The sequence below is a fragment of the Streptococcus sanguinis genome (assembly GCF_019928825.1).
Taxonomy (GTDB): Bacteria; Bacillota; Bacilli; order Lactobacillales; family Streptococcaceae; genus Streptococcus; species Streptococcus sanguinis_L.
This window is the reverse complement of the sequence record NZ_JAHZOP010000001.1, coordinates 443,281-457,994: the sequence shown is the minus strand read 5'-3', so window position 1 is coordinate 457,994 and position 14,714 is coordinate 443,281. Positions and strand designations below refer to the sequence as shown.

16 protein-coding genes and 1 pseudogene are annotated in these 14,714 nt (G+C 42.9%); 12 read left to right on the top strand and 5 right to left on the bottom strand.

Translation table 11 applies throughout. The features are described 5' to 3' along the window. Position 1 precedes the first annotated feature (1 nt). The 3 genes from K1J09_RS02270 to ftsY are packed head-to-tail and all read left to right on the top strand — an operon-like array spanning position 2 to position 3,138. Positions 2-796 carry a Cof-type HAD-IIB family hydrolase gene (locus tag K1J09_RS02270; RefSeq protein ID WP_223322445.1) on the top strand — a complete coding sequence of 265 codons (795 nt, stop codon included), beginning with the start codon at positions 2-4 and terminating at the stop codon, positions 794-796. Then, a complete protein-coding gene (locus K1J09_RS02265; RefSeq protein WP_223322446.1) occupies positions 796-1,614 on the top strand; it encodes a Cof-type HAD-IIB family hydrolase in 819 nt (272 codons plus the stop codon). Before K1J09_RS02270 ends, K1J09_RS02265 begins: the two co-directional genes overlap by 1 nt. 3 nt (positions 1,615-1,617) lie before the next feature. Beyond that, complete coding sequence (gene ftsY, locus K1J09_RS02260) at positions 1,618-3,138, top strand: signal recognition particle-docking protein FtsY (RefSeq protein ID WP_223322447.1); 1,521 nt, start codon at positions 1,618-1,620, stop codon at positions 3,136-3,138. Between the two features lie 49 nt (positions 3,139-3,187). Here the strand turns inward: ftsY and zwf are convergent, their stop codons facing one another. The 4 genes from zwf to K1J09_RS02240 form a co-directional block, all read right to left on the bottom strand. Then, entirely contained in the window at positions 3,188-4,648 is a 1,461-nt protein-coding gene (gene zwf / locus K1J09_RS02255) for a glucose-6-phosphate dehydrogenase (protein ID WP_223322448.1), read from the bottom strand. A gap of 174 nt (positions 4,649-4,822) precedes the next feature. Next, positions 4,823-5,641 (bottom strand): TIGR03943 family putative permease subunit, encoded by an 819-nt coding sequence (locus tag K1J09_RS02250; RefSeq protein WP_223322449.1) that lies wholly within the window; start codon positions 5,639-5,641, stop codon positions 4,823-4,825. After that, on the bottom strand, positions 5,638-6,543 hold the full coding sequence (locus K1J09_RS02245; RefSeq protein WP_125405177.1) for a permease: 906 nt from the start codon (positions 6,541-6,543) through the stop codon (positions 5,638-5,640). Before K1J09_RS02245 ends, K1J09_RS02250 begins: the two co-directional genes overlap by 4 nt. Continuing rightward, positions 6,540-6,677 (bottom strand): SPJ_0845 family protein, encoded by a 138-nt coding sequence (locus tag K1J09_RS02240; protein ID WP_002897213.1) that lies wholly within the window; start codon positions 6,675-6,677, stop codon positions 6,540-6,542. The genes K1J09_RS02245 and K1J09_RS02240 overlap by 4 nt, the downstream gene beginning before the upstream one ends. A 178-nt stretch (positions 6,678-6,855) precedes the next feature. Here K1J09_RS02240 and K1J09_RS02235 point away from each other — a divergent pair. The 8 genes and pseudogenes from K1J09_RS02235 to K1J09_RS02200 all read left to right on the top strand — a co-directional run bounded on the left by K1J09_RS02235 (position 6,856) and on the right by K1J09_RS02200 (position 13,089). Next, positions 6,856-8,750: pseudogene (locus K1J09_RS02235) on the top strand (Tex-like N-terminal domain-containing protein). Next, a complete protein-coding gene (locus tag K1J09_RS02230; protein WP_002912889.1) occupies positions 8,737-9,174 on the top strand; it encodes a SprT family protein in 438 nt (145 codons plus the stop codon). Before K1J09_RS02235 ends, K1J09_RS02230 begins: the two are co-directional and overlap by 14 nt. Before the next feature lie 139 nt (positions 9,175-9,313). Further along, entirely contained in the window at positions 9,314-9,589 is a 276-nt protein-coding gene (locus K1J09_RS02225; protein ID WP_317627823.1) for a PspC domain-containing protein, read from the top strand. Between the two features lie 205 nt (positions 9,590-9,794). Next, a complete protein-coding gene (locus K1J09_RS02220) occupies positions 9,795-10,286 on the top strand; it encodes an NUDIX hydrolase (RefSeq protein WP_223322452.1) in 492 nt (163 codons plus the stop codon). A gap of 138 nt (positions 10,287-10,424) precedes the next feature. Further along, a complete protein-coding gene (hprK, locus tag K1J09_RS02215; RefSeq protein WP_002894971.1) occupies positions 10,425-11,360 on the top strand; it encodes an HPr(Ser) kinase/phosphatase in 936 nt (311 codons plus the stop codon). Continuing rightward, entirely contained in the window at positions 11,353-12,138 is a 786-nt protein-coding gene (lgt, locus tag K1J09_RS02210; protein ID WP_002903141.1) for a prolipoprotein diacylglyceryl transferase, read from the top strand. The genes hprK and lgt overlap by 8 nt, the downstream gene beginning before the upstream one ends. A 57-nt stretch (positions 12,139-12,195) precedes the next feature. Further along, positions 12,196-12,594 carry a DUF948 domain-containing protein gene (locus K1J09_RS02205; RefSeq protein ID WP_002894975.1) on the top strand — a complete coding sequence of 133 codons (399 nt, stop codon included), beginning with the start codon at positions 12,196-12,198 and terminating at the stop codon, positions 12,592-12,594. Positions 12,595-12,609: 15 nt separating this feature from the next. Continuing rightward, positions 12,610-13,089: a YtxH domain-containing protein gene (locus K1J09_RS02200; protein WP_223322453.1), complete on the top strand. Its 480-nt coding sequence runs from the start codon at positions 12,610-12,612 to the stop codon at positions 13,087-13,089. A 121-nt stretch (positions 13,090-13,210) separates the two neighbouring features. On the opposite strand, the gene K1J09_RS02195 is transcribed toward K1J09_RS02200, so the two are convergent. Then, a complete protein-coding gene (locus K1J09_RS02195; protein ID WP_002894977.1) occupies positions 13,211-13,513 on the bottom strand; it encodes a DUF3270 family protein in 303 nt (100 codons plus the stop codon). 130 nt (positions 13,514-13,643) lie between these two features. Here K1J09_RS02195 and K1J09_RS02190 point away from each other — a divergent pair, with 130 nt between their 5' ends. Next, entirely contained in the window at positions 13,644-14,573 is a 930-nt protein-coding gene (locus K1J09_RS02190; RefSeq protein WP_223322454.1) for a peptidase U32 family protein, read from the top strand. The last annotated feature ends 141 nt before the right edge of the window (positions 14,574-14,714 follow it).

Here is a 14,714-nt window from a genome sequence, read left to right as displayed (position 1 = left end):
AATGAGTATAAAATTAGTAGCAACGGATATGGATGGCACCTTTTTAGACAGTAAAGGTCAGTTTGATATGGACCGTCTCAAGCAAGTTTTGACTCGCTTCAAAGAAAAAGGCATGTACTTTGCCGTAGCCAGCGGACGGGGCCTCTTGTCGCTGGAAAAGCTGTTTGAGGAAGTGCGCAATGAGATTATTTTTATTGCTGAAAACGGTAGCTTAGTTGAGTTTCATGGTGAGGACCTCTATGAAGCAACCATGCCACGGGACTTTTATCTCAAGGTTTTTGATAAGCTGCAGGAATCTCCCTATGTCAATGTCAATGAGCTGCTATTGACGGGCAAACGTGCCTGCTATGTCTTGGAGACTGTGGATCCGACCTATCTTTCTTTCAGTGCTCATTATAATGAAAACATTCAAAAAGTGGCTAGCTTGGCTGATATCGACGATGAAATTTTCAAGTTTACGACCAATTTTGCTGAGGACCAAGTCGCAGCTGGTGAAGCTTGGGTCAATGAGAATATCGACGGAGTCAAGGCCATGACAACCGGCTACAAGTCCATTGACATCGTTCTGGACCATGTGGATAAGGGGGTTGCCATTGTCGAGCTGGCCAAGAAGCTAGACATAGATCTTTCTCAGGTTATGGTTTTTGGTGATAATCTCAATGATTTGCACATGATGCAGGTGGCTGGTTATCCGATCGCGACTGAAAATGCTCGCCCTGAGATTTTAGAAGTCGCCAAGGAAGTCATCGGTCACCATGATGCTCAGTCGGTTATCACTTACATGGAGGGATTGTAATGGCAGATATAAAATTGATTGCTCTGGATTTGGATGGAACTCTCCTGACTTCAGACAAGAAGATTTCTGAGCGCAATTTAGCAGCTTTAAAAGCAGCTCAGGCCAAGGGAGTTAAGATAGTTCTGACTACTGGCCGCCCCCTTAAGGCCATGGACTTTTTTCTGCATGAGCTAGGAACAGACGGTCGAGAAAATGAGTACACCATTACTTTTAATGGTGGTCTTGTTCAGCGCAATACTGGAGAAATCCTTGATAAAACAGTCTTTTCCTATGATGATGTAGCGCGGATTTACGAGGAAACAGACAAGCTCCATATCCCTCTTGATGCTATCTGCGAAGGACTTGTCTATCAAATTCAGTCAGACCAAGACTCGCTTTATGCTCAGTTCAATCCAGCTCTGACCTTTGAGTCTATTGATTTCAGTGATTTGTCCAGCCAGCAGACTTACAATAAATGTGTCACTGCTTATGCTCAAGAACCACTGGATGCGGCTATTGAGCAAATCTCACTGGAATTATTTGAGAGCTATGAGATTTTCAAATCTAGAGAAATGCTGCTGGAGTGGTCCCCTAAAAATGTCCATAAGGCCAATGGTTTGGAAAAACTGATTGCCCATTTAGGCATTGAGAGAAGTCAGGTTATGGCCTGTGGTGATGAAGCCAACGATCTGTCTATGATTGAGTGGGCTGGTTTGGGAGTGGCCATGCAGAATGCAGTAGCCATCGTTAAAGAAGCAGCCAATGTGGTGACACCTATGACCAATGATGAGGATGCAGTGGCTTGGTCTATTGAAGAATATGTACTAAAGGAGGATTAGCTGATGGGATTATTTGACCGCCTTTTTGGCCGAAAAAAACAAGAACCGCCGATTGAAGAAGTTGTCAAGGAAGCATTGGAAAACATTGACGAGCTTGAAGAAGAAATAGCGCCTGTTCCAGAAGCAGGAGAAAATTTTGAAGCGGAAGCTGTTCAGTCCTATCAGGACGAGCAGCAACTTGATGACCAAATTTCGGATACAAAAGATAGTTTGGCTGATTTTGAAGAGCTAGCATCTCAAGCTATCCAAGAAGAAAGCAAGGAGCCAGAGCATGAAAGAGAAATTATTGCAGAAAATCAAGAAGTGGCTCAAGGAGCAACTCAGACTGAAGAAACTCTAGAAGAGCACCAGCCTGAAAGCAGTGACGAAACGGTAGAAGAGCTTGTTGAACAAGCGGATCTTTCGGATGAAGCATCATCTCATACCGAGCATGAAGCAGCTTCTTATGACGAGGTGGGAACTGATTCAAATGATGAGTTCGAGCTAGAAACAGAAGCTGAGTCACTGACAGAATCAGAACAGGTCGAACAAGCAGCTGATGTTGCTGAAGAATCAGAAGCAGCAGCTACAGAAGAACCTGTTGAACTTCCTCAAGAGGAATCTACTCAGGAGAAATATGACCGCAGCCTAAAGAAGACTCGGACAGGATTTGGAGCACGGCTCAATGCCTTCTTTGCCAATTTCCGCTCAGTAGATGAAGAGTTCTTCGAAGACTTGGAAGAGCTGCTCATCACTAGTGATGTAGGAGTGCAAGTGGCTTCCAGTTTGACTGAGGAACTACGCTATGAAGCCCGTCTGGAAAATGCTAAAAAACCAGCTGCTCTGCGCCAGCTGATTATTGAAAAATTGGTGGACATTTATGAGAAAGATGGCCGCTTTAATGAAAAAATCAATTTCCAAAACGGTCTGACTGTCATGCTCTTTGTTGGGGTCAACGGAGTCGGTAAGACGACCTCTATCGGTAAACTAGCCTATCAGTACAAACAACAAGGCAAGAAAGTCATGTTGGTAGCAGCAGATACATTCCGAGCTGGAGCAGTGGCTCAGCTGGCTGAATGGGGTCGGCGCGTAGATGTTCCAGTAGTAACGGGGCCTGAGAAGAGCGATCCTGCCAGCGTTGTATATGACGGTATGGAGCGCGCTCAGGCAGAGCAGATTGATGTTCTTATGATTGACACGGCTGGCCGCCTGCAAAATAAGGACAACCTCATGGCTGAGCTGGAGAAAATTGGTCGCATTATTAAGCGGGTGGATCCAGAAGCACCGCATGAGACTTTCCTAGCTCTCGATGCTTCAACCGGTCAGAATGCTCTGGTTCAGGCCAAGGAATTTTCTAAAATCACTCCAGTCACAGGAATTGTACTGACGAAGATCGATGGAACAGCCCGAGGCGGGGTTGTGTTAGCCATTCGTCAGGAATTGGATATTCCGGTGAAGCTGATTGGCTTTGGAGAAAAGATTGATGATATCGGTGAATTCAATTCAGAGAACTTTATGAAAGGCCTGCTTGAAGGCTTAGTATAAAACAAAAAACCAGTACGAGTACTGGTTTTTTATGAACAATTTTTAAATCTTATTTTTTTGGAGACCACTGCCAGTCAGCTCCAAATTCTTTAAGGAGTTCAAAGGAAGCATCTGGCCCCATAGAACCTACAGGATACTCATGAAGAGGCACTTCGTTGCTATGCCAGAGCTCTTCAATCTGATCGATCAGCTCCCAGCTGGAGCGGACTTCATCCCAGTGGCTGAAGTTAGTTGAGTCATTGTTAAGGACGTCAAAGATTAATTTTTCGTAAGGATCAGGGGATGCGCCACTAGCTGTTGCGTCTGTTCGATAGTCCAGAGAGAGAGGAGCTAAGCTGAAGCGCTCGCCAACCTCTTTGCCATTCATGCTGAGAGAGAAGCCCTCAGTCGGCTGGATATGAATGGTCAGAACATTTGGTGCTAATTCCTCGCCAAAGATAGACTCCATCTGCTTAAAGACAATATTGACAAGAGTGCCTTTTTCAGTGAGTCGTTTACCAGTTCGGAAGAAAAATGGAACATCACGGAAACGTTCGCTATTTACGAAGAAAGCTCCTGAAGCAAAGGTTTCAGTCATGGAGTCAGGATTGACATTAGGTTCACTCCGGTAGGAGATGTATTTCTTGCCTTTGACCGTGCCTGACTTATACTGACCGCGGATAAAGAAGCGTTTTAGGTCTTCTTTATCGGGCTGTACCAAGCGTTCAAAAACTTTGACTTTCTCTGCCCGAATGTCCTCTTTGCTGAAGCTTTTCGGCTTGTCCATAGCTAAGAGTGACAGGAGCTGCAAGGTATGATTCTGAACCATATCGCGTAGAGCACCGGACTGGTCATAGTAGCCACCACGTTCTTCGACACCTAGCTTTTCTGCAAAGGTAATCTGGACATTGTCAATGTAGTCACGATTCCAGATATTTTCAAAGAGAAGATTGGCAAAGCGGATAGCAAAGATGCTCTGAATCATTTCCTTGCCTAGATAATGGTCAATACGGAAAATCTGCTCTTCATCAAAGGCTGCTAAGAGTTCTTCGTTAAGTTGGCTGGCAGTTGCCAAGTCTGTCCCGAAAGGTTTTTCAACAATCAGACGTTCAAATCCTTTTCCATCTACGATGTTTTCAGACTTGAGGTGTTTGGCAATGGTGCCGAAAAATTGCGGAGCCATGGACAGGAAGAAGAGTTTATTGTGCTCGGCTTGGTAATGCTCATTGAGTCGATTTTGAAGCTTGCGCAGCTCAATGTAGTGCTCGGTATCCTGTACGTCATGGCTTTGATAGTAGAAGTGGCTGGCAAACTCTTGGGCTTGCTCTGGACTGTCAGCTAAATCAGCGATTGCTTCGACAACGACAGACTCAAAATACTCCTTGCTCCAAGGCCGGCGGGCTGTTCCAATAACTGCAAAATGCTTGGAAAGATTGCCAGACTTATAGAGCCTGAAGAGGGATGGATAGAGTTTTCTTTTGGCCAAGTCACCGCTGGCTCCGAAAATTGTTACAATAACTTTTGAAGACATCCTGATACCTATTTTCTAAATGATGTCTCTATTTTATCACAATTTTTCTAAAGATTGTATTCAGAAATTCGGTTTCTGAAAAGAGAGATAAATAGAAAGAAAGTGACTGCTGCTTGAAACATATTCAAATACAAAAAATGAGGCTAAGACAAAATTGTGCTAGCCTCGTTTTCTTTATTCAAATACCCGATAAACGTAAGGATTGTCCGGTTTTTCTACCTTATCAAAGCTTTCAACTTCTAGAGTTGGCAGGCTTTGTCCCAGACTTTTATGGTAGTGCATAGTAATTTTCCCCTTGGCATGAATCCAGGTATTATTCTCGAAATGCTGGGTATTTCCAGTCGTCAAGAGGCCATAGACACCTGAGTCGGCGATACAATGGATAATACCGAAGCGAAAGAGAAATTGACTCTTCTGGTCGCTGGGGTCATTGTAGACAAAGCCGGTGAACTCCAGCGTTTTGCCTACAAACTCGTCGGGATAATCATAGATGACCTCCATGATTTCCATGTAGTTCTCAGTTGTGACCTGAATGGTATCTTGCTTGACATATTTCTTGGCGGCTGCCCGCATTTCTTTTTCGTAAGCCCCTTTGGTAAAGTAGGTGCTGGTATCCGGCTTTAGGTATTGGCTGGTTGTGCCTTCGTCCTGCTGAATAGCAGTTGAAGTTCCCTCAGCCAGCGGGAAATGAAATCCTTTAGCCGAAACGGTTGTCGAATCCAAGGTAACAGTTGGAAAGAAAATTCCCACAAAAAGTGGAATGACAAGGAGCAGCACGCTACCTAACTTGGCCCAGCGAGTGTTTAAATGACTGTGGACCTCCATCCTCTTCATCCAGATGATGAGCTGCACAACTGCCAAGATAAAGGACAGAATCATGGATAGATAGGCCAGATAGGAGTAGTGGAGATTGATATATTGGTTGAGCTTGCCTGTCAGCTGCAGGTACATGGTGATCTCAAAGTAGCCAACTAAGATTAGAAATCGAATCATAGCACCACCCCCACAAGCCAAGAGTAAAGAAAGACAACGACGGTAACCAGGCTGATAAATTGCCAGATAAAGCGTGTCTTAAAGTAGTTTTTCATCATCAGCAGATTCTTGACATCTAGCATAGGCCCAATGACCAAGAAAGCTAAGACTGGCGATAAGCCGAAACTAGCAATCAAGGAGCTTCCAATGAAAGCATCAGCTTCACTGCAAAGTGAGAGCAGGAAGGACAGCAGCATGAGCAGGAGAATAGCAACAGCTGGTGTTGAGCTGATGGAGGTCAAGATTCTGGTTGGCACATAGACCTGGACTAGGCTGGCAAAGAGACAGCCAAAGACCAGATAGCGACCTGTATCGAAAAATTCGTCAATGGCCTGCACAAAGACCTGAAAAAGCTTTTGTCCCTTGCTGAGATGTGAAAAGTCATGCTCATGAACAGCTTTGCGATTTTCTTTTTGGATATTGCTGTCTGCAAAGAAGCCCAGAAAAATCCCTAAAAGAATAGCCACTACCATAGAACCTAAAGCACGAAGTAGAGCCATTCGGAAGGAATTACCAAAGGCTGAGTAGGTCGCAAAGAGCACGATGGGGTTGATGACTGGAGCCGTTACCAGAAAAGGCACAGCCGTGTAGCTGGGAACTTTCTTTTCCAAAAACCGATTTATAATGGGAACAATTCCGCACTCGCAAGATGGGAAGACAAAACCAACCAAGCTTCCAAAGAAAATCCGAGCCCATTTGTTCTTGGGTAGGAAACGATAAACCTTGTCTGGCGTGACATACACCTCTATAAAGCCAGAAATGATACTTCCAATCAAGACAAAAGGCAGGGCTTCAATGATAATGGAGAGAAAGATGGCGCCGGCTTGCAGGACACTGGCCGGCAGCTGAGAGAAGAAGTTCATTCTTTCTTATCCTTCTCGTTTTTAGATTTTTTCTTGTCTTCCTCAGGGAACTCTACCTTTTCCATCTTGGGCAGGGTCGCAAACTCCTCGAACATCTTGTCCAAATCGTCTGATCTAGTGAATTTAACAGCCATAAAGGCACCTCATTTCTAAAATAATAATTCTATTATACTACCAATTATCAAAAAATGAAATTTTGAGACATAAGAGACCCTTTGTCGTTAATTTACCCTAAATTTTTTTGTACAAATAGTACTAAATAGTTCTAAAACTGCCTATCTTTCAAAGCACTTGTGATATAATAGGATTGTTATGGAAAATATAAATATTGAAAAAATTGCCCAGAAATTGGGCCTTAAAGAAAGCCAAGTATCACAGGTCCTAGATCTGACCGCTGAGGGAAATACGATTCCTTTTATTGCTCGTTACCGTAAGGAAATGACAGGAAATCTGGATGAGGTCGAGATTAAGGCAATCATTGACCTAGATAAGAGCATGACAGCTTTGGCAGAACGTAAATCGACGGTCTTAGCTAAGATTGAGGAGCAGTGGATATTCTGACTGAAGCAATTTCTGAAGACACCAAGTTACGGGCTTGGACCTACCATGAGATGCAGACCAATTCTTTTATCGTATCCAGTCTCAAAGACGGTGATTTGGATGAAAAGCAGATCTTCCAAATTTATTATGATTTTTCCGAAAAAGTAGCGACCATGCAGGGCTACCGAACACTGGCCCTTAACCGTGGTGAGAAGCTAGGTATTCTCAAGGTTGGTTTTGAGCACAATCTCGAGAAGATCCTGCGCTTCTTTGAAGTACGTTTCAAGGTGAAAAATGCCTATATTATCGAAGCTGTCCAGCAAGCTGTTAAAAAGAAAATCATTCCAGCCATGGAGCGCCGTATTCGGACCGAGCTGACTGAAGCTGCTGAGGATGGTGCGATTCAGCTCTTCTCAGAAAATCTCCGTCATCTCCTTCTGATTGCTCCTCTCAAAGGCCGCGTAGTACTGGGCTTTGATCCAGCCTTTCGGACAGGAGCCAAGCTGGCTGTTGTTGATGCGACAGGAAAAATGCTGACGACCCATGTCATCTATCCAGTAGCGCCAGCAAAGCCAGCTCAGATTGAAGCATCTAAGAAAGAGTTATCGGAGCTGATTGAACAGTTTGGTGTGGAAATCATTGCCATCGGAAATGGAACTGCCAGCCGAGAAAGCGAAGCCTTTGTAGCAGAAGTTTTGAAATCTCATCCGAATGTCAGCTATGTCATCGTCAATGAAAGCGGAGCATCTGTCTACTCTGCTAGTGAACTGGCTCGTCATGAGTTTCCAGATTTGACGGTTGAAAAGCGTTCAGCTATTTCCATTGCCCGCCGATTGCAGGATCCTTTGGCTGAGCTGGTTAAGATTGATCCTAAGTCTATCGGGGTTGGCCAGTACCAGCATGATGTCAGCCAGAAAAAACTGTCTGAAAGTCTGGACTTTGTCGTTGATACAGTGGTCAACCAAGTCGGAGTCAATATCAACACCGCCAGTCCTGCCCTGCTTGCCCACGTAGCTGGTCTCAATAAGACTATTTCAGAAAATATTGTTAAGTACCGGGAAACGGAAGGTTTGATTCGGTCTCGCGAAGCCATCAAGAAAGTGCCGCGTCTGGGCGCAAAGGCTTTTGAACAAGCAGCCGGCTTCCTGCGTATTCCTGAAAGTGATAACCTACTAGACAATACAGGCGTTCACCCAGAGTCTTATAAGGCTGTGGAGGAGCTCTTTAAGCGTCTGGAAATCAGCAGTTTGGATGAAGCTGCCCAAGCTAAGTTAAAAGCTGTTCAGACTGCTAGTTTGGCTGCAGAGCTAGGCTTGGGAGAAGAAACCCTCAAAGATATTATTGCGGATTTGCTCAAGCCTGGCCGAGATTTGCGTGATTCCTTTGACGCGCCAGTTCTGCGGCAGGATGTCTTGGATATCAAGGATCTGCGCATCGGTCAAAAGCTGGAAGGAGTCGTCCGGAATGTTGTTGATTTTGGAGCCTTTGTGGATATCGGTATCCACGAAGACGGTCTTATTCATATCTCCAAGCTGAGCACAGACTATATCAAGCATCCTAGTCAAGTCCTATCTGTTGGTGACTTGGTCACTGTCTGGGTGGATAAGCTAGATGTGGAGCGGGAGAAGGTCAACCTCTCTCTGATAGCACCAAATGAATCTAACTAACTATGTCAAGCAAGTTTCAGTTGAAGATTTTGGCTGGGAATTCCGACACCAAGCTTATTGGAACAAGCGCCTCCGCACTACAGGAGGACGCTTCTTTCCAAAAGATGGTCATCTAGATTTTAACCCAAAAATCTATGAAACTTTTGGTTTGGAGACTTTCCGAAAAATTGTCCGCCATGAGCTGGTTCACTATCACCTCTATTATCAGGGCAAAGGATACCGCCATGGGGATCGAGATTTTAAAGACCTGCTCAAGCGAGTTGATGGTCTGCGCTACGCCCCCTCATTGTCAGATTCGCAATCTTTTCTCATCTATGAATGTCTGAGCTGCGGAGCACTTATCCGTCGCAGACGTAGAGTCAATCTTCGAAAATACCGTTGCGGACGCTGTATGGGCAAGCTCTGTTTATCAGAGAAAGCTTGATAGATTAGCAAGAGAGTTCCTTGAAGAACTCTCTTTTTTCAAAAGAATGAATTTTCTAAGGTATAATCAGCCTTTGGCCCGATTGTTTTCTCATGAAATATGGTAGAATAAAGTAAATATGATCATTGAGGTCTCTATCATGAACGTGAAATTCTATAAGTTGAAAAAGAATCGACTGATTTCCGGTGTCTTGTCCGGTCTGTGTGATAAATTTGATTTTGATCTGAGCCTGGTGCGCTTCCTCTTTATTATCTTTACTGTGGTCAATTTCGGCTTGGGAATTCTCATCTATATCCTGCTGGCTATGGTTATGCCTTATAAAGAAGACTTAGAAGAAGAAATGTATGGAACCGGCCCGCGCAAACGAAAAGAAGCAGAAGCTATCGAAGACGATAAAGACGGCTGGTTTTGGTAATTCTTAATAAGATAGAAAATTTCGGGATACACTCCCGATTTTTTACTTGAAGTAGGGAATGTGGGGGTAAGACATTTCTATACCGTGATTTATTTTCTGCTTGCTTCTTTTAGATAAAATCTAAAAAAGAAGCAAGCTAGAAAACCAGGTAAATTGACACTTAAAAACATCACCAAAATATTAGCAATTTATCTAAGGAGGAAATATGACAGAAGTTTGGAATGCCTATGACTTAAATCGAAATCAACTCCCTCATCTCTTGGTTCGAGGAGAAAAAATTCCTGAAGGACAGTTTCATCTCTGTGTTAATGTCTTGGTTCGCCATCAGGATGGTGATATTCTCTTTATGCGACGGTCAGCCAATAAAAGCTTTTATCCTGGCTATTATGAGTTCGGAGCGGGAGGCAGTGTGCTGGCTGGAGAGGATAGCCAGACAGCCGCCTTACGTGAATTAAAAGAGGAAACTAGTCTGGTTCCTGACAGCATCAGACTTTTGGAGCAGGTGTGCTCTGTCAATGATCAGTGCCATTTCGACTACTATGAGGTGGTTGTGTCTGGCGATAAGAGCCAAGTCCGCTATCAGGAAGGCGAAACAGATGCTCATGTCTGGTTGCCTCTGAAAGAGGTTCCGGCTTTTGTAGAAAAACATCCTTGTTTTAATAACCAAAAGAAAATTCTCAGCAGCCTGATCGATTGATGTCCCGGCTGTTTTTCTATTTTTACTAAAAAGTTGATTTAAATCAAAATATTTTTTCGACCTAAAATCAATCTTAAAGATTCTTTTGAGGTAAAAATTTGCTATAATAGAAGCAGACAAATTTGAAGGGAGAAGACAATGTCAGTAAAGGTCAAAGACCTCTTAAAAATGTCTCGTCTGTCTCAGGAGTACGGAGATAAAGTTTTGCTGGAGAAAGAAATTAAAACTTCAGATATTTCTCGGCCTGGACTTGAAATGACTGGATATTTTGATTTTTATACACCCGAGCGAATACAGCTTATTGGGATGAAAGAGTGGTCTTATCTGATGAAGATGAGCTCTCATAATCGCCATCAAGTACTGCTGAAAATGTTCCAGCCTGAGACGCCGGTGGTCATCATTGCTCGAAATTTAGAGATTCCTAAAGAAATGATTGATGCGGCTGATGAGAAGCAGGTTGCTATTCTTAGAAGCAAAGCCTCTACTAGCCGCTTGTCTGGAGAAATTTCCAGTTATCTTGATTCTCGTCTGGCTGAGAGGACCAGTGTTCATGGGGTTCTGATGGATATCTATGGCATGGGGGTTCTCATCCAAGGGGACAGTGGAATTGGTAAAAGTGAGACAGGACTTGAATTGGTTAAGCGTGGCCATCGTTTGGTTGCGGACGATCGAGTGGATATCTATGCTAAGGATGAAGTGACTCTTTGGGGAGAGCCAGCTGAAATCCTGCGCCACCTATTGGAAATTCGTGGTGTTGGTATCATTGATGTCATGAGTTTATACGGAGCCAGTGCAGTCAAAGATTCTTCTCAAGTTCAGATAGCTGTCTATTTGGAGAATTACGATACTCAAAAAACTTTTGACCGTCTAGGTAATGATACAGAGGAGCTAGAGGTTGCTGGTGTCAGAATTCCACGTATTCGGATTCCTGTAAAGACTGGTCGCAATATCTCAGTCGTGATTGAGGCTGCAGCGATGAACTATCGAGCTAAGCAAATGGGCTATGATGCTACTAAGATCTTTGAAGAGCGCCTCACCGATTTAATTAGCCGGAATGAGGTGAAACATGATTGATCCAGTAGCTATCCAACTAGGACCTATCAGTATTCGCTGGTATGCCATCTGTATTGTCACGGGCTTAGTTTTAGCCGTTTATCTTGCCATGAAAGAGGCTCCGCGTCGGAAGATTATTCCTGATGATATTTTGGATTTTATCCTAGTGGCTTTTCCCGTAGCCATCGTGGGTGCCCGGCTTTATTACGTGGCCTTTGAATGGGATTATTACGGTAAGAATCTGATAAAAATCATTGATTTTTGGAATGGCGGAATAGCAGGGATTGCCATTTACGGTGGGCTGATAGCTGGTGCTATCGTTCTCTACTTTTTCTGTCGGAGAAGGCTGATTCATCCAGTTGATTTTCTGGATATTGCAGCACCAAGTGTGATGATTGCCCAAAGTATTGGTCGCTGGGGAAATTTTGCCAACCATGAAGCTTATGGCGCGGCAGTTAAGAGTTTAGACTACCTGCCTAGCTTTATTCGTGAAAATATGTATATCGAAGGCAGCTACAGACAGCCAACTTTCCTCTATGAATCTGTATGGAACCTACTTGGTTTTATCTTGATTATTGTTCTCCGCCGTCGGCCTAAGTTGCTGAGACAGGGAGAAATCGCCGCCTTCTATCTGATTTGGTATGGATTTGGTCGGATGATCATTGAGGGAATGCGGACGGACAGTCTCATGTTTGCTGGCCTGCGTGTTTCACAATGGCTGTCGCTGATTCTTATTTTTGTCGGAATCGGCATCATCATTTACCAAAGAAAAAAGAAAGCCCCTTATTATCAAGAATAAGAAATGCTTAGAGCCGCTGACTCTTATAAGAGACGTCTGCGATGAAAGGAGAGAAATATGATAATTGAAATTGCTTATGCTTTACTGGCGGTTGCCCTTATTATCTTCGTGATTTACTTGACGATAACCGTCAAAAATCTGGGCGAGAAAGCTGGTAAGATGCTAGATGAAACAGAAAATACCATCAAGGTCTTGACTTCTGATGTCAACGTGACCCTTCACCAAACCAATGATTTGCTGGCCAAGGTCAATGTCTTAACTGACGACATCAATCAAAAAGTCGCAACCATTGATCCGTTGTTTACAGCTGTGGCGGACCTGTCTGAGTCTGTTTCAGATTTAAATGTTCAGGCGCGCACGCTGAGTAAAAAAGCAGTGTCTGTTGGCAAGGGATCTGTTAAGACAACAGCTGGTTTATCTGCTTTGCGTTTTGCTTCAAAATTGTTTAAAAAATAAGAAAGAAGGTCTATTATGGGAAAATTTTCATCACTGTTATTGGGCGCCGTTACAGGTGCAGCTGCTGCCTATTTTCTGACCAGTAAGAAAGGAAAGGAAACGACAGATAAGGTTCGGGACTTTGTTAAGGAATACCAAGAAAATCCTGATGATATTCACGAAGCTGTCGTTCAGTCTGCTAAAGACTTTTCAAATCAAGCTGTCAGCGCAATTCAACAAACCAAAGAAAAAGTTGAGAAAGGCGAGATTACAACTGAAACAGTCATCGAATCTGTCAAAGAAACGACCAAGTCAGTAGTGGACTACTCGCAAGATAAGTTTAACGAAATCAAAGAAAAATTTGATAAAGAAGAAAGCAGCTTTGCTGAGGAAGAACCGGTAATCTTCGAAGAAGAAGAGGAACCTTCAGAAGAAATCATCATTGACTTCGGAGCAGAAGCGACAGAAGGACAAGAAGAAAAGGCTGTTGAAAAAGATAGTCAAGAAGAAAAATAAAACAAAGAAGATTAGCAAAATTGCTAGTCTTCTTTGTTTACAAGAACGAAAAAAAGAACCGAGGACTTAAAGCGTCGTCGGTTTTTCTTATATTTTAAAATCGTAGAATCACAAGGTTGGTTTATTTGCTAGTTTGGCGTTTCTTTGCGAACAAGCGATAAGATTGAATGCTAATCAGGCTGGAAGCAATGGCCAAAGTGAAGGACATAAATGTATTCATTTTTAAACTCAAAAATACAAAGCTAAACAAAACTGTCAAGACACAGAACACAGCAATATTTAAGAAGAAAAAGAGTTCACTTAATCTTGGTGATGTTTCTGCTTCAGGTAAGTACTCTTGATAGAGTGGTGTTTGTTCAGATTCAATTTCTTGGTAGTAGTAGTCAGTTGGGTCATCATATTGTTGGTATTTTCTTACGTGCATAATTCTCTCTCCTTACAGTACCCTCTAATTCTACCATTTTTTTGCAGGCCAAAATATTACAAAAGCATTACAAAACGAATAAATTCGAATGAAGAACCACTCCTTTATATTTTTTTGCTATAATGGTTTTATGAAAAAGATAATTATTACAGCAACAGCTGAAAGTATAGAGCAAGTTGAGGAACTTTTGGAGGCAGATGTCGATCGAATTTATGTTGGAGAGAAAAATTATGGCCTTCGTTTACCTCATAATTTTAGTTTAGACGAATTAACTCGAATTTCTGATTTGGTTCACCAAGCAGGAAAGGAGTTGACCGTTGCGGTGAACGCTCTCATGCATCAGGAAATGATGGATAAGATCAAGCCCTATCTTGATTTTCTGCAGGAGATTGAGGCAGATTATATTACCGTAGGGGACGCTGGTGTTTTCTATGTGTTGCAACGCGATGGCTACAAATTAAAAACCATTTACGACGCATCGACCATGGTTACCAGCAGCCGTCAGATTAACTTTTGGGCAAAGAACGCTGGAGTTTCAGAAGCTGTCTTGGCGCGTGAGATTCCTTCTGCTGAGCTTTTTAAGATGCCAGAGATTTTGGAAATTCCTGCTGAAGTCTTGGTTTACGGGGCTAGTGTCATCCATCACTCCAAGCGTCCTCTGTTGCAGAATTACTATAATTTTACTCATATTGATGATGAGAAGACTAGAGAACGGGATCTATTTCTGGCGGAACCAAGCGATCCGCAGAGCCATTATTCGATTTTTGAGGACAATCATGGTACTCATATTTTTGCCAATAATGACTTGGATTTGATGACCAAGCTGATAGAGTTGGTTAATCATGGATTCTGCCACTGGAAGCTAGAAGGTCTCTACACACCTGGTCACAACTTTGTCGAGATTGCTAAGATTTTTGTAGAGGCGAGAGATTTGATTGAAGCAGGCAAGTTTAGCTCAGATCAAGCCTTTGTGCTGGATGAGGCGATTCACAAACTGCATCCGAAAAATCGTTTTCTGGATACAGGATTTTATGACTATGACCCTGATATGGTAAAATAAATATTTAAACTAGGGCTCCTTTTAGGAGTTCTTTTTTGAGGACAAAAATAAGATTTCTAAAACATGAGTAAAAAATATATGTTCCAAACTATTTTTTTGAATTAATTCGAAAATTAGAATTGTGAAAATAATTCAAAGAAC

Bases quoted from the DNA above. Each gene is read 5' to 3' on its own strand.
- lgt (WP_002903141.1), top strand. From the start codon at position 11,353: ATGATTGATCCAGTAGCTATCCAACTAGGACCTATCAGTATTCGCTGG.
- zwf (WP_223322448.1), bottom strand. From the start codon at position 4,648: ATGTCTTCAAAAGTTATTGTAACAATTTTCGGAGCCAGCGGTGACTTG.
- K1J09_RS02245 (WP_125405177.1), bottom strand. From the start codon at position 6,543: ATGAACTTCTTCTCTCAGCTGCCGGCCAGTGTCCTGCAAGCCGGCGCC.
- K1J09_RS02205 (WP_002894975.1), top strand. From the start codon at position 12,196: ATGATAATTGAAATTGCTTATGCTTTACTGGCGGTTGCCCTTATTATC.
- K1J09_RS02270 (WP_223322445.1), top strand. From the start codon at position 2: ATGAGTATAAAATTAGTAGCAACGGATATGGATGGCACCTTTTTAGAC.
- K1J09_RS02225 (WP_317627823.1), top strand. From the start codon at position 9,314: ATGAACGTGAAATTCTATAAGTTGAAAAAGAATCGACTGATTTCCGGT.
- K1J09_RS02220 (WP_223322452.1), top strand. From the start codon at position 9,795: ATGACAGAAGTTTGGAATGCCTATGACTTAAATCGAAATCAACTCCCT.
- K1J09_RS02190 (WP_223322454.1), top strand. From the start codon at position 13,644: ATGAAAAAGATAATTATTACAGCAACAGCTGAAAGTATAGAGCAAGTT.
- K1J09_RS02200 (WP_223322453.1), top strand. From the start codon at position 12,610: ATGGGAAAATTTTCATCACTGTTATTGGGCGCCGTTACAGGTGCAGCT.
- hprK (WP_002894971.1), top strand. From the start codon at position 10,425: ATGTCAGTAAAGGTCAAAGACCTCTTAAAAATGTCTCGTCTGTCTCAG.
- K1J09_RS02250 (WP_223322449.1), bottom strand. From the start codon at position 5,641: ATGATTCGATTTCTAATCTTAGTTGGCTACTTTGAGATCACCATGTAC.
- K1J09_RS02240 (WP_002897213.1), bottom strand. From the start codon at position 6,677: ATGGCTGTTAAATTCACTAGATCAGACGATTTGGACAAGATGTTCGAG.
- K1J09_RS02195 (WP_002894977.1), bottom strand. From the start codon at position 13,513: ATGCACGTAAGAAAATACCAACAATATGATGACCCAACTGACTACTAC.
- K1J09_RS02265 (WP_223322446.1), top strand. From the start codon at position 796: ATGGCAGATATAAAATTGATTGCTCTGGATTTGGATGGAACTCTCCTG.
- ftsY (WP_223322447.1), top strand. From the start codon at position 1,618: ATGGGATTATTTGACCGCCTTTTTGGCCGAAAAAAACAAGAACCGCCG.
- K1J09_RS02230 (WP_002912889.1), top strand. From the start codon at position 8,737: ATGAATCTAACTAACTATGTCAAGCAAGTTTCAGTTGAAGATTTTGGC.